The organism is Rhizobium sp. SG741 (genome assembly GCF_012275435.1).
In the GTDB taxonomy this organism is placed as follows: Bacteria; Pseudomonadota; Alphaproteobacteria; order Rhizobiales; family Rhizobiaceae; genus Rhizobium; species Rhizobium lusitanum.
Genome location: NZ_JAAZQP010000009.1, coordinates 274,595 through 298,360, shown reverse-complemented (window position 1 = coordinate 298,360; position 23,766 = coordinate 274,595). Strand labels below are relative to the sequence as shown.

Annotated in this window: 21 protein-coding genes and 2 pseudogenes; 15 read left to right on the top strand and 8 right to left on the bottom strand. The window is 59.3% G+C overall.

From position 1 onward, the window contains the following. Positions 1–62: 62 nt before the first annotated feature. The 6 genes and pseudogenes from FHT29_RS34600 to FHT29_RS23135 form a co-directional block, all read left to right on the top strand. Positions 63–377: pseudogene (locus FHT29_RS34600) on the top strand (ABC transporter permease subunit); the annotation flags it as partial. 149 nt (positions 378–526) lie between these two features. Further along, complete coding sequence (locus FHT29_RS23155) at positions 527–1,306, top strand: SDR family oxidoreductase (RefSeq protein ID WP_112442462.1); 780 nt, start codon at positions 527–529, stop codon at positions 1,304–1,306. A gap of 141 nt (positions 1,307–1,447) precedes the next feature. Beyond that, positions 1,448–2,473 (top strand): ABC transporter substrate-binding protein, encoded by a 1,026-nt coding sequence (locus tag FHT29_RS23150; protein ID WP_047557177.1) that lies wholly within the window; start codon positions 1,448–1,450, stop codon positions 2,471–2,473. Positions 2,474–2,551: 78 nt separating this feature from the next. Continuing rightward, complete coding sequence (locus FHT29_RS23145; protein ID WP_047557180.1) at positions 2,552–3,643, top strand: ABC transporter ATP-binding protein; 1,092 nt, start codon at positions 2,552–2,554, stop codon at positions 3,641–3,643. Then, positions 3,640–4,494 carry an ABC transporter permease gene (locus FHT29_RS23140; protein ID WP_047557183.1) on the top strand — a complete coding sequence of 285 codons (855 nt, stop codon included), beginning with the start codon at positions 3,640–3,642 and terminating at the stop codon, positions 4,492–4,494. The genes FHT29_RS23145 and FHT29_RS23140 overlap by 4 nt, the downstream gene beginning before the upstream one ends. After that, on the top strand, positions 4,491–5,288 hold the full coding sequence (locus FHT29_RS23135) for an ABC transporter permease (protein ID WP_047557186.1): 798 nt from the start codon (positions 4,491–4,493) through the stop codon (positions 5,286–5,288). Before FHT29_RS23140 ends, FHT29_RS23135 begins: the two co-directional genes overlap by 4 nt. Before the next feature lie 345 nt (positions 5,289–5,633). On the opposite strand, the pseudogene FHT29_RS23130 reads toward FHT29_RS23135, so the two are convergent. The 3 genes and pseudogenes from FHT29_RS23130 to FHT29_RS23120 form a co-directional block, all read right to left on the bottom strand. After that, a pseudogene (locus FHT29_RS23130) lies at positions 5,634–6,042 on the bottom strand (DUF3830 family protein). 12 nt (positions 6,043–6,054) lie between these two features. After that, positions 6,055–7,473: a dihydropyrimidinase gene (gene hydA, locus FHT29_RS23125; protein ID WP_168600175.1), complete on the bottom strand. Its 1,419-nt coding sequence runs from the start codon at positions 7,471–7,473 to the stop codon at positions 6,055–6,057. Then, on the bottom strand, positions 7,470–8,189 hold the full coding sequence (locus tag FHT29_RS23120; protein WP_047557193.1) for a GntR family transcriptional regulator: 720 nt from the start codon (positions 8,187–8,189) through the stop codon (positions 7,470–7,472). The genes hydA and FHT29_RS23120 overlap by 4 nt, the downstream gene beginning before the upstream one ends. Positions 8,190–8,426: 237 nt before the next feature. Between FHT29_RS23120 and FHT29_RS23115 the strand changes: the two genes are divergently transcribed. The 8 genes from FHT29_RS23115 to FHT29_RS23080 all read left to right on the top strand — a co-directional run bounded on the left by FHT29_RS23115 (position 8,427) and on the right by FHT29_RS23080 (position 16,958). Next, positions 8,427–10,067 (top strand): ABC transporter substrate-binding protein, encoded by a 1,641-nt coding sequence (locus FHT29_RS23115; protein WP_092576386.1) that lies wholly within the window; start codon positions 8,427–8,429, stop codon positions 10,065–10,067. Positions 10,068–10,161: 94 nt separating this feature from the next. Further along, positions 10,162–11,178, top strand: a complete 1,017-nt coding sequence (locus FHT29_RS23110; protein ID WP_047557563.1) for an ABC transporter permease — start codon at positions 10,162–10,164, stop codon at positions 11,176–11,178. Continuing rightward, positions 11,171–12,046 carry an ABC transporter permease gene (locus FHT29_RS23105; RefSeq protein ID WP_112442474.1) on the top strand — a complete coding sequence of 292 codons (876 nt, stop codon included), beginning with the start codon at positions 11,171–11,173 and terminating at the stop codon, positions 12,044–12,046. Before FHT29_RS23110 ends, FHT29_RS23105 begins: the two co-directional genes overlap by 8 nt. Then, on the top strand, positions 12,043–13,005 hold the full coding sequence (locus FHT29_RS23100) for an ABC transporter ATP-binding protein (RefSeq protein WP_113102550.1): 963 nt from the start codon (positions 12,043–12,045) through the stop codon (positions 13,003–13,005). The genes FHT29_RS23105 and FHT29_RS23100 overlap by 4 nt, the downstream gene beginning before the upstream one ends. Beyond that, a complete protein-coding gene (locus FHT29_RS23095) occupies positions 13,002–13,985 on the top strand; it encodes an ABC transporter ATP-binding protein (RefSeq protein ID WP_168600174.1) in 984 nt (327 codons plus the stop codon). Before FHT29_RS23100 ends, FHT29_RS23095 begins: the two co-directional genes overlap by 4 nt. Then, positions 13,985–14,755, top strand: a complete 771-nt coding sequence (locus tag FHT29_RS23090) for an aspartate/glutamate racemase family protein (RefSeq protein WP_168600173.1) — start codon at positions 13,985–13,987, stop codon at positions 14,753–14,755. The genes FHT29_RS23095 and FHT29_RS23090 overlap by 1 nt, the downstream gene beginning before the upstream one ends. A gap of 24 nt (positions 14,756–14,779) precedes the next feature. After that, complete coding sequence (locus FHT29_RS23085) at positions 14,780–16,210, top strand: amidase (protein ID WP_168600172.1); 1,431 nt, start codon at positions 14,780–14,782, stop codon at positions 16,208–16,210. A 25-nt stretch (positions 16,211–16,235) separates the two neighbouring features. Further along, complete coding sequence (locus FHT29_RS23080; protein WP_245297599.1) at positions 16,236–16,958, top strand: Asp/Glu/hydantoin racemase; 723 nt, start codon at positions 16,236–16,238, stop codon at positions 16,956–16,958. A gap of 544 nt (positions 16,959–17,502) precedes the next feature. Here the strand turns inward: FHT29_RS23080 and FHT29_RS23075 are convergent. Then, on the bottom strand, positions 17,503–17,985 hold the full coding sequence (locus tag FHT29_RS23075) for a nuclear transport factor 2 family protein (RefSeq protein ID WP_092576368.1): 483 nt from the start codon (positions 17,983–17,985) through the stop codon (positions 17,503–17,505). A 17-nt stretch (positions 17,986–18,002) separates the two neighbouring features. Next, entirely contained in the window at positions 18,003–19,241 is a 1,239-nt protein-coding gene (locus FHT29_RS23070; protein WP_168600171.1) for a YbfB/YjiJ family MFS transporter, read from the bottom strand. A 99-nt stretch (positions 19,242–19,340) separates the two neighbouring features. Between FHT29_RS23070 and FHT29_RS23065 the strand changes: the two genes are divergently transcribed. Beyond that, positions 19,341–20,213, top strand: a complete 873-nt coding sequence (locus FHT29_RS23065) for a LysR family transcriptional regulator (protein ID WP_047557215.1) — start codon at positions 19,341–19,343, stop codon at positions 20,211–20,213. Here the strand turns inward: FHT29_RS23065 and FHT29_RS23060 are convergent. Genes FHT29_RS23060 through FHT29_RS23050 form a run of 3 tightly spaced genes read right to left on the bottom strand, consistent with a single transcriptional unit; the run spans position 20,210 to position 23,724 of the window. Then, positions 20,210–21,940 carry a M14 family metallopeptidase gene (locus tag FHT29_RS23060; protein ID WP_168600170.1) on the bottom strand — a complete coding sequence of 577 codons (1,731 nt, stop codon included), beginning with the start codon at positions 21,938–21,940 and terminating at the stop codon, positions 20,210–20,212. The two genes, FHT29_RS23065 and FHT29_RS23060, sit on opposite strands and share 4 nt — an antisense overlap. Before the next feature lie 6 nt (positions 21,941–21,946). Next, positions 21,947–22,795 (bottom strand): ABC transporter permease, encoded by an 849-nt coding sequence (locus tag FHT29_RS23055; protein WP_168600169.1) that lies wholly within the window; start codon positions 22,793–22,795, stop codon positions 21,947–21,949. 5 nt (positions 22,796–22,800) lie between these two features. Next, positions 22,801–23,724: an ABC transporter permease gene (locus tag FHT29_RS23050; protein WP_047557222.1), complete on the bottom strand. Its 924-nt coding sequence runs from the start codon at positions 23,722–23,724 to the stop codon at positions 22,801–22,803. Positions 23,725–23,766: the final 42 nt, after the last annotated feature.

Genomic DNA, 23,766 nt, shown 5'->3' with positions numbered 1-23,766 from the left:
TCAGTCGCCCGGCTTTTCAGAAAGCTTTTACGTGACGACATTCTCGGACATGTTCAATTTCGATGGCTTCAGTGACTACCTGCCCGATCTCGTGCGGGGAACGATCACCAGCCTTGAACTTGACGATGTGCATCATGCTCATCAGCCTGCCTTGCGGGCTTCTGCTGGCTCTGGCCAAGGTCGGACGTTCGAAGCTGCTGCGGGTTCTTGCTTCCGCCTACATCGAAATCATCCGCGGCACTCCGGCGCTTCTGCAGCTGTTTTATATCTATTTCGTTCTTCCGGCTTTCGGCATCCGCCTCAACCCTTTCATGGCCGGCGTCATCGGCCTTTCAATCAACTACTCGGCCTATCTGTCCGAGGTTTACAGGGCCGGGATTGTCGCTGTTCCGAAAGGACAGGTGGAGGCTGCCAAAGCCTCTATGTCGAACAGGTCACGCAGGCCGATACCGGCTGCGATTTCGATTTCCTTGTCGGCCGCCGCGATGCCGGCATCCCCCGTAACTCCCATTAGGCGGAACGCATGATGAGCAACCAGCCGATCAATTTTGCCAGCTATCCAAGCCTCAAGGGCAAAAGCATCTTTATCACCGGCGGCGGCGGCGGCATCGGCGAAAGCCTGGTCAGGCATTTCTGTGCCCAGGCCAGCCATGTGGCGTTCGTCGACATCGCCGAGGAACCGTCGCGCAAGCTTGTCGACGCGATCGCGGCTGATGGGGATCGCCCACCGCTTTTCATCCCCTGCGACATCAGGGATATCGAGGCCCTGAAGGCAGCGGTTGCCGAGGCCGCCGAGCAGAGCGGCCCGATCCAGGTGCTCTGCAACAATGCCGGCAGCGATGATCGCCACCAGACGGAAGACGTGACAGTCGCCTATTGGGATGATCGCATGGCCGTAAACCTGCGCCATCAGTTTTTCGCCGCGCAGACCGTGCGTCCCTATATGAAGGCCCTTGGCGGCGGTTCGATCATCAATTTCGGCTCCATCACATGGATGGTCGGTGACCCCGATTGCCCGGCCTACGTCACGGCCAAGGCCGCTGTCTACGGCATGACGCGTGCCCTGGCGCGGGAACTGGGGCCGGAGCGGATCCGCGTCAATTGCATGGTGCCGGGCTGGGTCATGACCGAGCGGCAGATGCGCCTTTGGCTGACGCCAGCCGGCGAGCGCCAAATCGAGGAACGGCAATGCCTTCCCGATCGCCTGCAGCCTTCCGACATCGCGCGCATGGCCCTGTTTCTCGCCGCCGACGACAGCGCCATGTGCACCAGCCAACAGTTCATCGTCGATGGGGGCTGGGTATGAGATCAAGGGAAACCTATTCGGAAAGCCGTTTCACAACCGGGTCGAACGGAGGTCCCCAGCCGGTCTGGTGACCGTCACACGACCACTGCGATAATTCACTTACCGATCGCATTTGAACACCAAACAAAAAAGGGAACGACAATGGGATTCAAGACGCTTTTTACAGGGATGGCCGCCGCCAGCCTTGCCGTGTCGATGATGGCATCGGCCGCCTTCGCCGAAAATCTCCGCGTCATGGCCTGGGATGGCTATGCCGACAAGGACTGGGTGAAGGAATTTACCGCAGAGACCGGCATCGGCGTCGATGTCGTCTTCATCGGCAGCGATGATGAAGCATGGGCAAAGATGAAGGGCAGCGAAGGCAAGGATTTCGACGTCTTCGCCGTCAATACCGCCCAGCTCCAGCGCTATATCGCAGCCGACCTGGTAACGCCGATCGACGTCGATGCGCTGCCGAACCAGAAGGAAGTGCTGCCGCGCTTTCGCGATCTGACCACCGTGCATGGCGACACCAAGGACGGCAAGGTCTACGGCATTCCCTTCTGCTTCGACTCGATCGGCCTGATTTACGACACCGACAAGGTCAAGCCGGCGCCGACATCGATGTCGGTCCTGTGGGACCCGGCCTACCAGGGCAAGGTGCTCGCCTATGACAACGGCGAGCACAATGTGTCCTTCACCGCCCTCACCCTCGGCTACCAGGATCCGTTCCATCTCGACGCGAAGCAGCTGGCGGCCGTCCAGGCCAAGCTGATTGACCTTAAGCACAATGTGCTGAGCTTCTACACGACGGCTGACGAGGCCCAGCAGATCTACAAGGACAACGACGTCGCGTTGATCTGGGCCAACTACGGCCAGCAGCAGCTCAAGGCCCTCCAGGCCATCGGTGCCCATGTTGCCTACATCAATGCGAGCGAAGGCGCGCTGGCCTGGCTCGACAACTGGGTCATTTCAAAGGGCGTCCACGACAAGTCTGCGGCCGAGAAGTGGATCAACTTCATGATCTCCAAGACGGTCAGCTCGCAGCTCTCGGAACGGACCGGCTTCGGCAACACGGTCACTGCAACGGCAAGCGCCGGCGGTAATGACAAGCTGATCTGGCTCGACAATGTCGAAGATCCGCTCAAGCGTTCGGATATCTGGAACGAGGTCAAGGCAACGCCTTGATCCTCAACACGGACTCTTCTTGAATAAGGTGGCCCGGCTCCTTCCAGGCCACCGCTTCCTTCAGACCGAGAGTATAAGATGACACAATCTCTGGACCTGCTCAGTCTGCGGGCCGTTTCGAAAAGCTATGGCCCGGTACCGGTGCTGCACGAGATCGATCTTGCTATCCGGGATGGCGAGTTTCTCACGGTTCTCGGACCTTCCGGCTCCGGCAAGACAACGGTATTGCGCCTGATTGGCGGCCTTGAATCGGTAACATCGGGGGCAATCTATCTTGATGACCGCGATATCAGCCGCGTGGCGATCAATCGTCGGCCATTCAACACCGTCTTTCAGGACTACGCGCTTTTCCCGCACATGACCGTTGCTGCCAATATCGGCTATGGTCTCTCCATTCGCCGCAGGCCTCGGCCCGAGATAAAGCGCCGTGTGACGGAGGCCCTGGATCTTGTCCAGCTCGGCAAATTCGCTGACCGCTATCCGGCGCAGCTCTCCGGCGGCCAGCGGCAGCGCGTGGCCCTGGCGCGCGCACTCATATGCGAGCCACGCCTCGTCCTGCTCGATGAGCCGCTTGCCGCGCTCGATTTGGAATTGCGCCGCCAGATGCAGGAATTCCTGAAATCGATCCAGCGCGAAATCAAGACGACCTTCCTTTTTGTCACCCATGACCAGGAGGAGGCCATAGGCATGGCCGACCGGATCTGCGTCATGGAGTCCGGCCGCATCCGCCAGCTTGGAACCCCGCATGAACTCTACTACAGGCCCAGCTGCGAGTTCGTCGCCCGCTTCTTCGGCGAGAACAACCTGGTGCCAGGAAAGCTGGGCGTCGTCGACGGTGACTTCCGTGCGATTGATACGCCGCTCGGGCGGCTCAGCTGTTGCATCGGAAACCAGCCGGATCTGCGGGCGGCTGCGGAAGGCCAGGCGGCCTTTGCCGTCTTCCGTCCCGAGGCGCTGAGCCCTGCAGGTGCGGAAGATAGCGTCAACCGCTTTTCCGGCTCGGTGAGAGACTGCGCCTTCAGCGGCTCATCAACCGTCGCCCATATCGATGCAGCCGGACAGCATCTCCGGCTGCGCGTCCCCAGCCGCGCCACAGGAAGCCAGTTTCGGCAGGGAGAAACGATGGCGCTGTCCTTTTCCGCGCGCGAATCCCATCTGGTGCTGGCATGAACGGGCGCTCAGGCCGATATCAGGCGCTTGTCACGCTGCTCGCTTTCGCGCTGCCGGTCTTCTTTATCGTCGCGCCGTTGCTGATGTTCCTCGCCTACAGCTTTTTCAGCGTCGACCACGGGGAGATCAACTACACCCTGACCGTCGCCAACTACGTCCGCTTCTTCACCGAGCCGGTGTTCCTGCCGATATTCTGGAGCACCTGCGTGCTGTGCCTCTCGGTGTCGGTCATCTGCGTGCTGCTCGGCTATCCCGCTGCCTATTTCCTGACGACCCTGCATGGGCGCTGGCGATACATCATGCTGATGATGCTCATGGTGCCGCTTCTCATGAGCTACGTCATCAAGATCTACGCCATCCGCAGCATCCTCGGACAGAGCGGCTTTCTCAATACCATGCTCGTGGGACTGGGTATCCTGGAAAAGCCTTCGTCACTCTTCGTATTCAACATGAACGCCATCCTCCTTACCCTGACACTGCTCCTGATCCCCTTCGCCATTCTGCCGATCTTCCTGACGCTTGAGCGAATTCCGCAGGTGCTGCTGCGCGCCTCCGCCGATCTGGGCGCAAGCAGCATCCAGACATTCATGCGTATCACGCTTCCCTTAAGCGTTCCCGGCATCGCCTCAGCTGCGAGTTTCGTCTTCGTCCTTGCCATCGGCGACTTCCTCACACCGCAGATGGTTGGTGGCGTCAATGGCTTCACCTTCGGCCGCATTCTCTACAGCCAGTTCGGAACGGCGTTCAACTGGCCGTTCGGCGCGGCCCTTTCTGTCGCACTCGCCGTGGTCGTCATCGCCGCGATCCTGGCCGGCGAGCGCTTCGGCCGCCAGAAGGGACTGCCCCGATGAACACTATGCGCCTTTCCACCATTCTGCTCGCAGCCATCACCGTGCTGGTCGCCATATTGCTTTACAGCCCGCTGTTCGTGCCTATCGTTTCGTCGTTCTTTGTCATAAACCACGGGCAGGCGGACTGGTCGACGCCGACGCTTTCCGCCTACATCGCACTGACTGAAAACACCGACGTATTGGCCGCCCTGCGTGCCACCCTGATCGTCGGCCTGTGCACCGTCGTGCTTTCCGTTGTCTGCGGCACGCTTCTGGCGCTCTACTACCACAGTCATCGTGCAGGTGGCGGTGCCTTGCAGTTCATCGTGTTCCTCCCATTCCTGATGCCGCCCGTCATCAGCGGCCTGGCGCTGCTGATCTTCTTTCGCGAGATAAATTTCGATCGATCGCTGGTGACCATCGTCATCGGGCACACCATTTTCGTTCTGGCAATCGTCTACCGGACGATCCTGACCCGCCTGCAGTCCGTGAGCCGGACTTTGGTGGAAGCCTCCTATGATCTGGGCGCAAACGGCTGGCAGACGTTCTGGCGCGTTATCCTGCCCAATCTCTCCAGCGCCATGGCCGGCGGTGCGATCCTCGCCTTCGCGCTGTCATTCGACGAGACGATGATCACGATCCTCGTAACCGGCACCCAGAGCACACTGCCGGTGCGGCTCTGGGCGATGATGCGTCTCGGTTTTTCGCCTGACATCAACGCGCTGGTCGCGCTCGTCCTGCTGTTCACGGTTCTTCTGTGCAGTCTGACCGTACGCTTCCTCATACCGAAGCAGGTTGCCGGCTTTCATGGATAGTGAGAGCATCGTGAATTTTACCGGGAGCTGAGTTGGATGTACTATGAAACCGTGCGCGTTGCAGACGAGCGTCTGCCGGACGCGCTGATTGTGACAGGCTCCCGACGCTCTGCTATTTTTCCCCGCGAGCGGCAGACTCTACGATTGTCTTCGATCGCTTTTCTTGTATTTTATCTATAAAATCATTGATTTAGCCGCGCATGATCTTGATGTTCATTTGCCTCTTTTCACGAGAGTAGTCACGTAATCTTAAGCGAGTAACCTATCCTTGGAGGTCCACGCCACTTGGCCTAAGTTCTGATTGAAGGGAACCGAACCGCCGACCCCGTAAATAAGCGCAGAAGATTAAGCTACTTCGAACTTTATCCTTTGCGCCCCTTGCCACAGTGTCATCTTCCCAAGTTCTGCAGGCTGATCCAAATTCGAGGTAATCGTAATAAAGTGATTGCCGGCAAGCTGGCCCATCTTGGACGAGAAATCGACACCGCCATAGGCAATCAGGAATTCGGTTTCACTGATGCCACCGGGATAAAGGATGATGTGGCCAGGCGCCGGATGGCTGGTGTGGTTCTCATAGCTCACGCCAAATTCGTAATTGCCCAACGGTATCCACACCTTCACCTGATCAGCGGACGTGCACGATCTTTCCGCTGAGCGGCATCTGTTTAAGGAATGCCTCGCAGGTTTTCGGCGCCTTCTCGGTTTCAAGCTTTGCATCGAAGGTGAAGGGGCCGGCGATGGTTTTCAGTTTCATTGTCATGTCGCTTTATGCCTGGCCGCGAATTCCAACGGGGCGCGTGGTTGCTGGGCGATATTTGCCCTGCCCCTTCTTGCCGACCAGAATACCATTCTCGACCATGACAGCACCCGCAATGATCGTTGTAACTGGCCAGCCCGTGACGTCCATGCCTTCATAAGGGGAGTAATCGGACCCGTCATGGAGTTCGGCGTGTCGGATCGTTCGCTTGGCCTCCGGGTCCCAGATCGTAATGTCGGCATCTGCACCGATCGCGATCGACCCCTTCTGCGGATAGAGGCCATACGTCTTTGCATGATTGGTCGAAGTCAGGGCAACGAAACGTGGCAGATCGATGCGACCTTTCATCACTCCTTCGGAGAATAGGATCGGTAGTCTGGTCTCGACGCCCGGAATTCCGTTTGGAATATGCCGGAAATTGACAGAGCCCTTTGGATTGAGCTTGCCTTGCGGGTCATCATAACGAAACGGGCAGTGATCCGACGAAAAGAGATCGAATACACCCGTCTCAATCCCCCGCCAGCAGTCCGCCTGTGCAGCCTCATCTCTCGGCGGCGGCGAGCAGACCATCTTGGCGCCTTCCCAATCCATGCCATCAAGATCCTTGGCAGTTAGCACCAGATATTGCGGGCACGTTTCCCCTACCACCTTCACGCCTCGCGCACGCGCCCTTGCAATCTCGTCCATGGCTTCGCCGTTGGATACGTGGACGATGACGATCGGCACATCAACGACCTCCGCCAGTGACAGCGCGCGATGTGTCGCTTCACGCTCGACGGCAATCGGACGCGTCGAGGCATGCGCGCGGGGTGCCACGTCGCCGGCAAGCTCGTGCTTTGCGATCAGGAACAGGATCGCGTCCTCGTTTTCGCAATGGACCATGACGGTGGCGCCCGTCTCGCGCGAGACGTCCAGCACCTTTAGAATCTCAGCATCGTTCAGGCGCAGACCCTCGTAGGTCATGAAGACCTTGAGGGAAGTGTATCCATCGGCAACAAGCGCCGGCAGTTCCTGACCGAGAACCGATGCGGTCGGATCCGAGACGATCAGATGAAAGCTGACATCCGTATAGCATTGGCCGTCGGCAAGAGCGTGATAGGCCGTCAACGCTTCCCGCATTGACTGTCCCTTCTCTTGCAAACAGAATGGCATGATCGTTGTGTTGCCCCCGAATAGAGCGGATAGCGTGCCGCTCTCGAAATCATCTGCCATGACAATCCCTTCCCCGGAAGGCTGGGAAATATGTACATGGCTGTCGATGCCTCCGGGCAGCACGAACTTGCCTGAAGCATCGATGCGGCGCTTGCCGCCGGTAAGGTTTTGGCCGATCTGAACGATCTTGCCATCCTTGACGGCGATGTCGGCTGCAAAAACGTTAGCCGCCGTCGCGACCGTGCCATCGGCAATGATCAAGTCGAATTCGCTCATTTTCTGTTACTCGCCCGGATTTCATTGGCAGCACGGGCGGCGTCGACGACAGCCGCCCCGGTCTTTCGGCTATGATCAAGCATCAGCAGGCCTGCAAGGGTAGCGTCGGCCTTGACGATCGCCTCGAATATCGCCTGATGCTCGGCAACAGACTCTTTCCAGCGCTGTTCCGAGATCAGTGTCTCGTGGCGATTATGGACCGACTGCTTCGTCAACGTCATGTGGGTGTTCGACAAGGCCGGATTGCCCGCAAGGTCGACAATAAGAGCATGAAGCTTCTGGTTAGCCTTGAAATAGCTCTTCTGGTTCCGCTTCGCGTAGGCCTCGCCCATCTGATTGTGCAGACGCTCGATTTCGGTCAACGCCTTGGGCGTCAGCTTCGAAACAGCGATTTCGATGGCATGCCTTTCGAGAGCGCCAAGCACATCGAACACGTCGAACAGTTCTTCGGCAGAAAATTGGCGCACGCGTGCTCCGCGACCCGGCAGCAACTCAAGCAGCCCCTCTGACGCAAGGAGCTTTACCGCCTCGCGCATGGGCGTGCGCGAAACGCCGATCGCCTGGGCAAGGGCAACTTCGTTCAGCCGCTCGCCAGCAGGCAAGTCGCCACGACTGACCATTTCGCGAAGCTTGTCGACGACGTGATGATGGAGGGACGCGCGCTTTATCGCCACCGCATAAGGTGCTGGCGAAGGCGTATCATCGTCGTCATCCATGACTGTTTCCCCGAATGTTCTCACCCTTATCCGTCTCACTGATATCGAACTGACTGGTCATCGAGCAAGCATTTTGCATGCTCAAAAATCAAGCATTCTGGCCATATTGAAAGCATGCATATAATTACATAAATAATGCACTTTGTAAAGATATATAATATAATCAATGAATTAGAAATTGGCATATTGCTTGCAAAGCCTGTCATGTCCGCCACATTAGCAGAAGGTGTCGCCTCCATGGCCATAAGCAAATTCGCGATCGCTCGCATGCAAGCCTACCGCTCCCATACGTCACTCTGGATTGCAGCGACCCTGTCGCTCGGTCTGCTCCATGGCATTGCCCATGCCGAAACCCCGAAGGACGTCCTGATCGAGGTCGCCGAACACGGCCCGAACTCCCTCGACGCCATGGCTCCCGCTGCAAACGAATTCGCGCAGATGGCATCCTGGCAGCTTTACGATCGCCTGATCACCCACGGTACGAAAACCCTGCCCGATGGCAAGGTGATGTATGATGCCACCAAGATCCAGCCGGAGCTTGCCAAAAGCTGGGAAATCCAGGACGGCGGCAAGACCCTGATCTTCCATCTCCGCGAAGATGCAACCTTTCACGACGGCTCACCCGTTACCGCCGATGATGTGAAATGGTCCTTTGACCGTGCCGTTTCGGTCGGCGGCTTTCCGACGGTTCAGATGGCGGCCGGCTCGCTGACCGATCCGAAGCAGTTCTCCGTCGTTGATACCCATACCTTCAAGATTACCCTCCCCGTCGCCGACAAGCTGACCCTGCCGGATCTGGCTGTCCCCGTTCCCTACGTCGTCAACAAGAAACTTGCCCTGCAGCATGCGACAACCGACGATCCCTGGGCGTTGAAGTGGACTTCGTTGAACGATGCCGGCGGCGGCCCATTCAAGGTAGGAAGTTGGAAAAGCGGCGACCGGATCGTTTTCGACCGCTTCGACAACTGGAAGTCTGGCCCGACGCCGGCGCTGAAGCGTGTCGTCCTGCGCGAGATCGCATCGCCGGGCACTCGCCGCGCCCTGCTTGAGAAGGGCGATGTGGACGTATCGGTCGGACTGCCTCCGAAAGATTATGCCGAGCTTGCAGCCGCAGGAAAGGTCAACGTCGTCGGCACGCTGATGCAGAACGAACAGTTCAACGTTGACCTTAACGTGACGATGAAGCCATTCGACGACAAGCGCGTACGCCAGGCGATTGCCTACGCCCTCCCCTACGACAGCATCATGAAGCAGGCGCTCTATCAGCGCGGCGAACCGCTCTTCGGCGCCGATCCGTCAGCCCCATACGCGCCGAAGTGGCCGGTGGCGTCGAAATACAACACCGATCTCGATAAGGCCAAGGCACTTCTGAAGGAGGCCGGCTATGCCGACGGCTTCAAAACGGATCTTTACATCGACATGAGCCAGACGACTGTTCAGGAGCCGATGGCACTGCTCATTCAGGAACAGCTCAAAAAGATCGGCATCAGCATCGAGATCCACAAGGTACCGGGCTCCGAATGGTTCGCCAAGATGGGCTCAAAGAGCATGCCCATGGACATAAACTACTTCTACGGCTGGCTCGACTATCCGGAGTACTTCTACTTCTGGACCTATGACGGCAAGAACAACAGCGTCTTCAACACCGCCAACTATTCGAACCCGGAGTTGGACAAGTTGATCGACCAGGCGCGCTTCGAGAGCGATCCGAAAGCCTATGATGCGATCATCACCAAGATGAACGGCATCGCAATGGATGATGTGCCGCGTGTTCCGGTTGCCCACCTCTACTCTGACATCGCGATGCAGAAGAACGTGAAGGGCTATGTCTATTGGTTCCACACGCATCTCGACCTGAAGTCGATCTCGAAAGAATAGAACGCAACAAGGGAGCCGGATTCCGGTTCGGCTCCCGACCGAATTCCCGGATCGACCATGCGCCCGAACTGGCGCGGAGATTGAGCCCTTGAAGATAGTCCTCAGTTTTGCAAAGCGAATTGCCACGGCAATTCCAAGCGTCATCGGTGTCGTGATCGTGACCTTCGTGCTGGCGCGCGCATTGCCGGGCGATCCAGCGGCCTATTATGCGGGTTCTTCGGCAACGCCGGAAAGCATAGCGCAGATCCGCACGGCGCTCGGACTGGACAGACCGCTCTGGTTTCAGTTCGGTGACTATGTCAGCCGCGTGCTGCATGGTGACCTTGGGATGTCGCTATCCAGCGGCCAGCCTGTTTTCCAGGACCTCGTAACGCGGCTTCCCGCCTCGATCGAACTGACGCTCTGTGCACTCATCTTCGCAATGCTCATCGGCTTGCCGCTTGGCATCGCCGCTGCAACAAGGCCCGGAAAGATGATCGACCACCTCTGTCGCATCATTGTCTCCGTCGGCGCTGCCTTCCCGACGTTTTTCGTTGCGCTCGGCCTTGTCTATGTCTTCTATTTCAGACTTGGCATCGCACCTGAGCCGCTCGGACGGCTGAACGACACCTATTTTACAGTGCCGCCGACCATCACCGGGCTCTATCTCATCGATACACTGCTTGCCGGCGACGTTTCTGCCTTCTGCGCATCCCTTTCACAACTGGTGCTGCCTTCGATTTCGCTTGGCCTGTTTGCGCTGGCACCGATTGCGCGCATCGCCCGCGCATCGATGCTGGCCTCGCTCTCGAGCGATTTCTGCCGTACCGCACGTGCGATGGGCCTCTCACGCACAAAGGTGATTTATGGACACGGCCTGCGCAACGCCATGCTTCCCGTCATCAACATCCTTGGCATGGTCTTTTCCTTTCTGCTCGGCGCCAACGTGCTCGTCGAGCAGGTCTTCGCCTGGCCGGGCATCGGCGCCTATGCAGTCAATGCAGTCATCACCTCGGATTACGCCGCGGTCCAAGGCTTCGTGCTGATGATGGCCATCCTTTATATCCTGCTTAATCTGGTGGTCGACCTCGCGGCCGCCGCTATCGATCCGAGGGTTCGCTACGATGGTTGACGCAGTCTCTTCGAACGCCCATGCCAGCACCTTCTGGCGTGATGCCCGCCATATGGCCGCGGAAAACAAGCTGACGCTGGCCGCGGCGATCATCCTGTTGCTCTTTGTCGTTATCTCGATCCTCGCTCCATGGCTCATTCCATATGATCCACTGGCCGTCGACACATCTGCGGCGTTGAAGTCGCCGACCCTGACGCACCTGTTCGGCACGGACGCGCTCGGCCGTGACATCCTCAGCCGCGTCGCCATCGCCACGCGACTGGATATCGGGATGGCAATCGGTGCCGTTGCGCTTTCCTTCATCATCGGAACGGGGACAGGGGCAATCGCCGGATATTTCGGCGGCTGGATCGACGCAATCATCGGGCGCGTCATGGACACGATCATGGCATTCCCGCTGTTTGTCCTGGCGATGGGTATCGTTGCTGCGCTCGGCAACAGCGTCGAGAACATCGTGCTGGCAACGGCGATCATCAACCTGCCCTTTTACTCGCGCTTTGCGCGCAGTGAGGTCAATGTCCGGCGCGATATGACATTCGTCGAGGCAGCCCGAATGGGTGGCAACCGCTCGTTACGGCTGCTGACCTTTCACATCGTGCCGAACATTCTGCCGACAATGATGGTCCAGGGTTCTCTCAATCTCGGCTGGGCGATCCTGAATGCGGCAGGCCTTTCCTTCATCGGCCTCGGCGTGCGCCCGCCGACGCCAGAATGGGGGATCATGGTGTCTGAAGGCGCGTCCTACATTTTCTCGGGCGAGTGGTGGACCTTTGTCTTTCCGGGCGCGGCCCTCGTCATCACCGTTTTCTGCTTCAATCTCATCGGTGATGGCCTCCGGGATATCATCGATCCAAGGAGACGCACATGACCGTCCCTCTGCTCTCAGTCAAAAACCTCAGTGTCAGCTTCAAAACGCGATCCGGCACGGTCAAGGTGCTCGACGACGTCAGCTTCTCTCTCGGCAAGGGCGAAGTGCTCGGCATCGTGGGTGAAAGCGGTTCCGGGAAATCCGTCCTTTCCTACGCACTGATGGGACTTCTAGACGAGAATGCCGAAATCAAGGCCGATGCCATCGAATTCGGTGGTATCGACCTTGCCGGACCGAACTCGCCGCTTGCCTCCATCCGTGGGCGCGAACTGTCGATGATCTTCCAGAGCCCGCGCACGGCCCTCAATCCGATCATGAAGGTCGGCAGGCAGATCGAGGACGTGTTGAGGCGGCACGGCCCCGTGACCCGCTCGAATGCCCGGGCGGCTGCCATCGCGGCACTGGAAAAGGTGCGCATTCCCGACCCGGAAAGACGTTACAATGCCTATCCCTTCGAGCTCTCGGGCGGAATGTGCCAGCGGGTGATGATCGCAATGGCGCTGTCCTGCTCGCCGTCTCTTCTGATCGCAGATGAGCCGACCACAGGCCTCGATGTCACGACCCAGGCCGTCGTCATGGATCTCATGCGCGATCTTGTCCGAGAGACAAGGATGTCCTCCATCCTGATCACCCACGATCTGGCTCTCGCCGGAGAATATTGTGACCGCATCGTCGTTATGCATGCTGGCCATATGGTTGAGATGGCACCCGCCAATGAGCTTCGGGCACATTTTGCGCACCCCTACACAAAAGGGCTTTTCGCCGCCACGCCGACTGCTCATACCGAGCTTGAGGACCTGTCTTCGATACCCGGCAGTCTCCCCGACCTCACGCGCGACCTCCCTTCCTGCCGGTTTCTCCATCGCTGCGACAGGCGCCAGCCGGATTGCGAAACCGGGCATGTCGCGCTCGCGCCCCTGGGCAATGATCACTCAGTCCGCTGCAGGCACCCGCTATGACAGTTTCCCATACTCCCTTGATGAAGGTTCGTGGCCTTTCGAAGCGCTTTCCCGTCGGGACACTAAGGCGCAAGATGTTGCACGCGGTCGACGAGGTCGATCTGACGATCGGCGAAGGTGAGTGCCTCGGCCTGGTCGGCGAATCCGGATGCGGAAAGTCGACCCTGGCGCGCGTCCTGGCGCGCCTGGTCGATCCGACCGTCGGCGAGATAGAGCTCTCAGGCGTCGAAATCGGCAAGATCCCCGCCAGGAACTTTGGCGCCTCCTCGCTCAGACGCGATATTCAGGTCGTCTTCCAGGATCCGACCGAGAGCCTCAATCCCGGCTTCACAGTATTCCAGGCCATAGCTGATCCTTTGAGGCGGCTTGTGGGCGGTTCAAAGGAAGGCATTTCCGCCATGGTGCTTGCGGCACTGGACGATGTCGGCCTTCCACGGGAGTACGGCAGTCGCTATCCGCATCAACTGTCCGGTGGTCAGAAAGCACGCGTCGGTATTGCGCGCGCCATAGCAGTCAAGCCCAAGCTGCTTGTGCTGGATGAGCCGACCTCGGCCCTTGATGTCTCGGTGCAGTCTTTGATCCTGCACCTTCTCGCCAAGCTGCAGAAGCAACGCGGCATGAGCTATCTGTTTGTCTCGCATGACCTCAATGTCGTGCGCCTGCTCTGCGACAAGATAGCGGTGATGTATCTCGGCCGCATTATCGAGTTTGGCCCGTCGAAGTCGGTCTTCCATGAACCCCGTCACCCCTACACACGCGCGCTCATTGACGCGATCCCGGATCCGGAGCGTAAAAGTGACGATCGAACCAAGCTCGAAGGCTCTGCATCGAGTCCCATCGATCCCGATCAGAACGCCTGCCGCTTCGCCGGAAGGTGCCCTGTAGAGCTACCCATATGCACCACGGCAATGCCGCCTCTCACATCTCATGGAGTTGGCAGCCTCGTCGCGTGTCACCGCGCGACCGGAGGAAATCCCTGATGACCCGCATACTGCTCTTCAATCCCAACACCTCGGCAGAAGTCACCGACCTGCTCGTTCGTGTGGCAAAGCCCTTCCTTTCGCCGGGATCGACACTCGTCCCAGTTACGGCTCCGCGGGGCGTGTCCTATATTGCCACGCGGGCTGAAGCCGCGATCGCGTCCGGCATTGTGCTCGATGTCCTTGCTGAGCGGGAAGGCAGTTTTGATATTGCGATCATCGCTGCCTTCGGCGATCCGGGCCTCGGAGGCGCCCGGGAGCTGATGTCCGTCCCGGTCATTGGACTTGCCGAAGCTGCAATGCTCAGCGCCTGCATGCTTGGTCAACGCTTCTCGATTGTTTCTTTTTCGCGGGCACTGGGTCCTTGGTTCCGCGAATGTGCTGCAATGCACGGGCTTGTGGAAAGATTGGCAAGCATCAGGTTGCTCGACGAGCCGTTTGCATCGCTGGCGAATGTACAGGACGAAAAGGAAGAGCTTCTGATCGACTTGTCCAGAAAAGCTATCGACGAAGATGGTGCCGATGTCATCATTCTCGCTGGCGCCCCTCTGGCAGGCCTCGCATCGCGTGTACGCGAACGGGTTTCCGTCCCCGTCGTCGAATCCATCGTCGCGGCCGTGAAGCAAGCAGAATTGCTGGCCGCGCTCAATCCGAAAAAGGCATCCGCTGGCACGTTCAGACGCCCCGATCCAAAAGCCTCACTCGGCCTCTCCCCTGCGCTTGAGCGGTTGCTGCTGGCTGAGCCGGCCGAAAAAGCGCCATCACCATGAATATTTCCCCACAAGGAGGGGTCCATGCTTATCGATGAATACCCAACCATGACAGCGCGTCATATCGCTGAACAGGTCGCATCCGGAGCGCTATCGGCACGCGCCGTCCTTGATGCTGCGTTTGCGGCGCTCGACAAGGTCGAGTCTGTTATCCACGCCTTTGCAACGTTGGCCCGCGAGGAAGCCTATAAAACCGCCGATGCGTTGGACCAGCGGATCGTGCGTGGCGAGCCGGTCGGCCCGCTGGCGGGTGTACCCGTCGCCATCAAGGACCTCGTTCTGACGAAGGGTCTCAGGACGACGTTCGGCTCCAACCTCTATGCAGACTATATTCCCGATGAAGACGACATCGTCGTCGAGCGACTGAAGGCGGCCGATGCCATCATCCTCGGCAAGACGAATGTTTCCGAATTCGGCTTCGGGGCACATGGCAATAATCTCCTGTTTCCGGCAACCGGAAACCCATGGAACACGGATCGCTCTCCTGGCGGCTCCAGCGCAGGTTCGGCCGCCGCTGTCGCGGCCGGCGTGTGCCCCATCGCAATCGGAAGCGATGGTGGCGGTTCTGTCCGACTACCGGCCGCCCTCTCGGGGCTTGTCGGTGTCAAGGCCGCAATGGGGCGCGTTCCGCTGTGGCCGGGATGCCGCGACGTATCACTTCCGGGGGTCTCCGGCTGGGAGTCGATCGAGCATATCGGACCGATCGCGCGCGATGTCGCTGACGCCGCCCTCATGCTATCTGTCATCGCTGGTCCCGATCCGCGCGATCGCTGGTCGATCCCCTGCGCAGACCTTTCATGGACCGATATTGCTCCGCTGCCCCCTGGCACGAAGGTTCTCTACTGGCCAACATGGCATGATCAGACAATCGCGCAGGGCCTCAAGGACGCGACAGACAAGGCCGTCGCTCTTTTGGCTGAAGCCTGTGGTCTCCAACTGACCGTTGGCGCTCCGCCCGAAATCGACGTGCATGCGACATTCAAGGCAATGGTGGCGTTGGAGACCGACCTCACCGGCTTGCGCAAGCTGCTAAAAGACAAGCCGGTAGCGGTCTCGCAGGCGGTGACCGCTCTTCTGGCTGAATCACGCCCGTTCGAGGACGCGACGGACGCGATTACCGCGCGCAAGGCCTTTGCCGACGAAATTGCCAAGGTCATGAGCCATTATGATTTCATCTTGACGCCAACCCTTTCAGTCACCGCCTTCGCCAAGGACCAGGATGGTCCCTCGACAATTGATGGCAAAACCATAGCGCCTTACGAATGGTGCCCGTTCACATCACCCTTCAATCTGACGGGACAGCCGGCGGCCAGCGTGCCGTGCGGCCTGGTCGATGGCTTGCCCGTCGGGCTGCAGATCGTCGGCCAGCATCTCGGTGACGCCAAGGTGCTGTCCGCAGCCGCAGCCTTCGAGGCTGTTTTGCCGAAGCTCGGCCGGCCACCCATTCATGCTTGACCCATCTCATCTTCAGGACACGTCAGTGAACCCGCTTCGCATCGGAATGCTCACCCCTTCATCCAACACGGTCCTCGAACCGGTCACCACGCAGATGCTCAAGGACCTGCCCGACGTGACTGCGCATTTTTCGAGGTTCCGAGTTACCGCAATCGGCCTTGACGCCGCACTGCTGAACCAGTTCGACGACCGCCCGATGATGACGGCGGCAGAGCTGCTTGCCGACGCGAAGGTCGATGTCATCGTCTGGAATGGCACCAGTGCCGGATGGCTGGGTCTGGACAGCGATCGTCGGCTTTGCGAGCGTATTACCGAGGTGACCGGCATAAAGGCGTCGACGTCGGTCCTTGCACTGTTCGATGTCATGCACCAGAGGAAGGAGAGCCGGATCGGTCTCGCCTCGCCCTATACGTCCGATGTGCAGGCTGCCATCATAGAATCATTCGCGAATGAGGGGATCGAGGTTATCTGCGAAAGGCATCAGGGCATCCGGGACAATTTCAGCTTTAGCCAGGTTGGTCCCGAAACGATCGCTGGGATGGTTGCCGAACTGGTTCCTTCGCAGCCGGACTCGGTCGCTGTCTTCTGCACCAACCTGGCTGGAGCGCCTCTCGTCGATAAGCTGGAAGCCGCTTACGGTATCGCAATCCACGACAGCGTCGCGACGGCCATCTACGGTGCGCTGGCGACGATCGGTTACGACTGCTCGCATGTCAAAGGCTTCGGAAAGATGTTTTCCAAAGCCTGAGAGGTTGTTGTCGCGTTGGGATGGCACTGTCGAAGCGCAATCGTTGACGATCATGCAAGGTGTCGTTTTGCATTTAATCGCAAGACTCCGCATGCAATAATTTCAACGAGACAGCGCCGCACTTAATTTGAGATTCTGGCTTCGATTTTGGCACTTAATGTGAGATTCGCCGCCGTAGGAAGGATGGCTGCCTACGGCCAATCTTTATCCGAAAATACTAATTATAACAAATTGTTATCGCCAAACCGGAAGGCGCCAAGCGCCAAAGTCGCGCTGAAAAATCTCAAATTAGGTGCCATCATCTGCCGAAACGGGCGCCTTGCCCGCCGAGGTCCTCGAAGAGATCGAAACTTATTTCCTCGGATGCATCGACGATCTTTCGAGCCGGATCGACATGGCCGATTATGAGCCCGACATACTCGAGAACGGGGTGAAGGTTGTCTTTTGCGGCCTGAACCCGGGCATTAGCACGCAATCGTCGGGCCACAGCTTTTCGACACCGAGCAACCGATTCTGGAACGTAGGCCAAATCTCGTGACAATCTCTACGCCGGTCGCTCCAATGGCGCGCCGAAGATGATTTCCTGATAGGCGGCAAGCAGGGCAGGTTCCTCTATGGAGCCGTGATGGTGAAGCTGACGCCAGACGCCGTCGATCCGGGTGAACCAGCGCGTGGTGCGAATGCGAAGCTCGATACTCCTGCCGGCCGTGACGCAGCTTCCTCTCTCTCGACCGACGAACAGGTGCCAGTCATCGCCGCCCTGGCTGGTAAAATCGTGGAATGCGACCCGGACTTTCGCCTTCCCACCAAACAGCTTCGCATAGCCCTCGCGGATCGACGGCCATCCGCGCCGGATGCCTCCGATCGGATTGTCCATGCTTGGCCTGTCGCCATCAGCCCAGTTGGCGGCAAGTGCTTCCAGGTCGCCGGCATTGAAGGCGCGATAAAAGCCGATGAGCGCATCAAGGGCGCTGCCATCTCCCACCATGTTTTCGCTGCCGGTAATCTCAGTCAAAAGTTCTGCCATGTCTAATTCTCCTGCTGTTATGAATCATGATCCTGGGCGTGCTCCCGCGGGGTGCGGATAAACACTGCGACGGAGAGGTCGATCGCCAGGGCAAGAACCATGGCGCCGGCCCCGATCAAGAAGAGCATGCCGTAGTTTCCGCCGGTTCGGGCGAAGACGAAGGAAAGTCCATAGGCGGCGGCTGCCTGAAACAGTGCGAAGAATACGGTTGCCAGGCTCCAGGCGACTTTCTGTTGCGCCGGATGGTGCGGCGGCAGTTCTGCGATCCTGCCGAGCATCAGGGGAACCGTGCCGGTCACGAAGGCGCCGACGATCAGGCTCGAGGCGATGAGCCAAGCCTGCCCGAGGCCAAAGGCGGGAATGGCGACTGCGACAGCCTCGAGAAGAAAGGCGAACCGCAGCGCTGCGGCAAAACCCGTGCGATCAGCCAGATGGCCGGCAAGGAGCGGGCCGATGGTGGCGCCGAGGCCAAACAGCACCCAGTATTCGGCGCCGACCTGCAAGCCCTCTCCCAATCCGCGGGCAACGAAATCCACGAGGAAGATCATGTGCGGAACCCAGCCGGCGGCGTTCAGCGCATATTCAACGTAGAGCGCGCGCAGCGTCCAACGTTTTGGCACATGTGTGGCATGGTGGGACGCGGTGGGGTGATCGGAGACGGCGTGTGGCCATCCGGCCCAGGCAATGATGGTGAGCAGCAGCGATAGGGCGCCGAGGCCAAGCCATGTCTCGCGCAGCCCCTGTTGCAGCAGCAGCGGAACCAATGTGCCCGATAGGGCAACACCGGCGCCGATGCCCATGAAGATCACCCCGCTGGCAAGCCCTCGGCGAGACGGTGCGATCAGCGGCAGGACGGTCGGCGCCGCGAGTACCATCAGGGCGCCACCGGCAATGCCGGCTGTGAAACGCCATGCGAAGAACCATGGAAAGCTGACAGGAAAGGCGCAGGCAAAGAAGGCTGCCGTTGCGGCAAGCATCATGATCCTGAGCGTCAGGACACTGGAAATACGAGCAGCAACCGGGCGTCCGAGTAGAGCGCCGACCAGATAACCGGAAAGATTTGCGGCACCGAGATAGGCGGCTGCCGAAGCTTCGAACCAGTGGGCATCGACGATGGCAGGCAGAAGCGGCGTATAGGCGAAACGGGCAAGGCCGATGCCGATCAGGCAAGCGCAGAATGCCGACAGGATGGCACGCCATGCCATCCGGGCATCATGATGGTTCCGATCGGTTTCGTGCGTAGCAGCGTCGGTCATGGGAAATCTCTCAGCGATCAGTGCTTGAGAGAATACGCCACCCGTTATATCATAAAAACTGAATTATTATGAGAGCAGCTATCTCTATTGGTGATAACTATGGACGTATCCGATCTTAGGGTATTCGAAGCGGTATCGCGGCACGGCAGCATGAACCGGGCGGCGCAGGAGCTGCATACGGTTCAATCGAATGTGACGGCGCGGATCCGGGCGCTGGAAGAAGAGCTGGGTGTCAGCCTGTTCCAGCGGCATGCAAGAGGCGTGTCGACCACGCCGGCGGGACAACGAATTCTGCCATTTGTCGGTCGCATCACCAAGCTTCTGGCCGATGCCCGCACCGCCGCCAAGGATGATGGTGAGCCGGGCGGAACGCTTTCCCTCGGTAGCCTGGAGACAACCACGGCATTGCGATTGTCGCCGCTTCTCGGCCAATTCGCCAAGACCTATCCACAGGTACGTCTTGTCGTGACAACAGGCACGACCCGCCGGCTTATCGACGATGTCGTTTCATGCCGGGTCGAGGGCGCCTTCGTGGCGGGTCCCGTCAACCACCCCGATCTCGATCACGAGGTGATCTTTCAAGAGGAGCTTGTTCTCGTGACAACGCCCGCCATTCGTGGAGTAGAAGATCTGGCCGGCATTGTCGATCTGAAGACCATCGTGTTCCAGATCGGATGTTCCTATCGGCAGCGGCTGGAGGCGCTTCTGGCCGATATGGGCATAATCACATCGAAGCCGCTGGAATTCGGCTCCCTCGACACGATCATCAGCTGCGTGTCGGCGGGCGTCGGTGTCACGCTGCTGCCAAAGGGTGTTGTCGCCGCCGCCTGCGGGGATGGCCGGGTTGCGATCCACGAGCTTTCGCCGGAACGGTCGATGGTGGATACGCTCTTCGTACGCCGATCGGACGCCTATACGACGAGCGCCATGACCGCGCTTCTCGATATGCTCCGTTCGACGCGTACGGACTAGCTCGAAGCCATGATTTCCTGCCAGGCGCTGTAGGCGGAAAGCACCGTTTCCATCTGTGCGGTATGGCCGGCGATGAATGCGTCGCCATAAATGGTCTCATCCGGATATTCGGTGATCAAGGTCATAGGCACCGTATGGCGATCGTCGATATTGGCGAGGCAGGGGAAGCCATTGATGATGCGGAAGCCTGTTTCGCCTGCATGGATTTCATAGAGTGCGATCTGGCGGTCGTTGTAATCCAGCAGACCCGGTATGGCGCCGAGATGCCTCGTGACTTTGTCCAGAAGCTGCTCCGCCTGAGCGGCCCAGCCGGAATGATATCGGGCAATCAGGAAAAAGCCTTTCGGCAGCGTCCACATGGCGAAATTGCGCGGAACGTAGCCGGAAAGCGGGCGCGTCCATTCATGGGCTGGGTAGCCGTGCAGGTTGACGTGCAGCTCCGCTCCGCTCAGCCTTTCCGCCTGGAAGCGGATTTTCTTTTCAAAGAGATAGGGGCCGGCGGTCTCTTCGGTCCGATATTCGAGATCGTCGCCGAGCGCGGTGTAGCGGGCGGCATGATACATGTGGCGCGGGCTGTCCTGGCGCAGGCGCTGATGAAGGGCGTAGCCATCCGGGTTTTCCAGCGGCGAGATGGTGAAATGCGCGCCTTCGAGCTTGGCAAGCCGACGCGCCGCACGCAGGGCTCCTGCCCCACCGGTCGTCTCGTTGGCGTGCTGCCCGCCGCTGATCATCACGGCCGCGTCGCGGCCCTTGATATAGCGGGCTCTGATTGTGCGGCCAGAGCGAGTAACGGCCTCAAATGCCTCGCCGCCAATCTCGTCAAGCTCGGCCTCGATCTGCTGCACGGCCAGAGGTTCCGTTGCCGTCTCGATTTGCTGTCCGGCTCCATCCCAATAGCGAGACGTCAGCGGCTGCGTTCCTACTCGGACGGAAATCTCGCCGGAGGAGAGCAGGATCTGCGGAACGATCTGACCCGGCTTCAAGCCGCGGTCGCCGAGCGGGCGGCCGGATTTTTTCTGAAAGAATTCGAGCAGCGAGAAATAGAAGTCCTCATGCAGCGCCTCGCGAAGGCTCATGACTTCGTCGCCGATGGGCAAGGCCTCGTCCAGCGCCGGCAGGGCAACGCGAATGTTCAGTTCCTCGAAATAGGGTTCGCTTGCGCCCCAGTCGAAGTGCGTGACCGCGTTGATCGTCTCCTCGAAGAGCTGCCCATAGTCCGTGGCGAGCCGTTCGCCTGCCGCATCGCCATCTCGGATCAGCCAGCCGGTCGGAGAAACGCTGGTTTCCTTGGCCGCGTCGACATGCACGCGATTGGGCGCCAGCACCTTCGATCGACGTTCCTGGCCGGCATTGCCTTTCAGCAGAACGTCATAATGAAAGTCGCTGTCGGCTCTTGCGACAAAGGTGATTTCGCGATTTCCCACCATTGCAGCGAGCGGATAGGCTTCGAGGCGAAAGCGGTTATCCGGTGCGTTGGGATGAACCGGATAGCGGATCTCGATCGCACTCACATCATGCAGGTCGATTTCCTCGATGAAGGCATTGACCAGCGGCTTGTAGGCGCTGCGGAAGCGGGCCTGCACGCCCTTTTCCCTGAGTTCGCGCTCTGCCTGCTGGCGGCTTTCTCTGTCATCGAAGGTCCAGGCTTCGAAGTTCTGGCCAGGCTTGGCATCGGCAACAAGGCGCGACAGCGTGCGCTGAAAACGTCTCTCGAAAATCATAGTCATGATATCCTACCTTGCCGTTCTGCCGGTCGGATCGAGGCTGTCGCGCAGCCAGTCGCCGAGGAGATTGAGACCGAGCACGGTCAAAAGGATTGCAAGGCCAGGGAAGAGGCTGACCCACCACGCTGTCTGCAGATAGGTTCGTCCGTCGGCCAGCATGCCGCCCCAGCTCGGAATTGTCGGGTCGACACCCATGCCAAGGAAGGTGAGGCTGCTCTCCAGAAGGATGTTGTTGGCAATGTTCAGCGTCATCAGCACGATCACCGGGCCGACGAGGTTCGGCAGCAGATGCTGGAAGATGATGCGCCAGTCTTTGACGCCGATAGCCCGTGCCGAGAGGATGAATTCCCGCTCGCGCAGGCTCAGCACCGAACCGCGCACGAGGCGTGCATATTGCACCCATTGCGAGACGATCAAGAGGATGATCGTATTGGTGAGACTGCCGCCGACGATGGCGATGAAGGTGATCGCCAGCAGAATGAAGGGCATGGCGAGCTGAATATCGGCAAAGCGCATCAGCAGCATGTCCCAGATGCCGCGATAGTAACCCGCGGCAAGGCCGACCAGCACCCCGAGAACCACGCCGCCGATCACGGAGGTGAGGCCGACGGTCAGCGATATCTTGCCACCTGCGACGACGCGAGCCAGCACATCGCGCCCGAGCGGGTCTGTGCCGAAGGGATGGGCGAGGCTAGCGAAGGGTTTTGCAAGCCTTGCCATCAGATCGATTTTTTCGGCGCCGCCGGGAAAGAGCACATCGGAGAGAAGCACGGCAAGGCAGATGATGACGGTGATCAGGGCTCCAGCGATGAATTCGAAGCTGTAGAAACGCGAACGGCGTGAAATCGTGGCGGCCATCAACATTACTCCGTGCGGATACGTGGGTCGACGAGGCCATAGGCGATGTCGACGAGAAGATTGACGCCGACGATGAACAGCGCCAGCACGGTGATCACGCCTTGCAAGACGGGGTAGTCGCGGGCACCGACGGCGTCGAATGCCAGCGTGCCGAGACCGGGCCAGTTGAAGACGCGCTCGATGACGACGATGCCGCCGAGCAGCCCACCGAACTGGATGCCGAAATAGGTGATGAGTGGTATCGCGCAATTGCGCAGCGCATGCTTGTACAGCACCTTGCTTTCGCTAAGACCCTTGGCCCGCGCGACCATGATATATTGCGACTGCAGCGTCTCCAGCATGGCGGTACGCACCAGGCGCACATTCGTTGCCGTCAGGATAACGCCCATCGTCACGGCCGGCATGACGTAGCTCGAAATCCCGACCATGCCGCTTGGCGGCAGCCAGCCTAGCGTGATGGAAAACAACAGCACCATCATCAGCGCCAGCCAGAAGTTCGGGAAGGAGAGGCCGAGCAGCGAGAGAACGCGGATGATCTGATCCGCCGTCTTGCCGCGTGCCGTCGCCGCCTTGATGCCGAGCGGGATGGAGAGCGCGATCGACACGACCATGGAGATGAAAGCAAGCAGCAGCGTCGCGGGCAAGGCATTGGCAATCAGCTGGGAAACCGGCGTGCCGCCGGTGAAGCTGCGGCCGAAATTGAGCGTCAGCAGCCCCTTCAGAAAAGTGAAATACTGCACAAGGAAAGGTTGATCCGTGCCAAGGGCTGTGCGGATACGGGCCAGGTCGTCCTCGGTCATGCTGCCACCGCCCTGAAACATCGTCACGGCAGGGTCGCCGGTGAGGCGGATAGCGAAGGAAACGAGAAGAGTGATGGCGACTACAACGAAAATCGCCTGCAGCAATCGCTTGATGAGAAAACCGGCCACGTTCTTACCCCGAGAGCTTTCGGATGACGCCGCCGGCCGGGC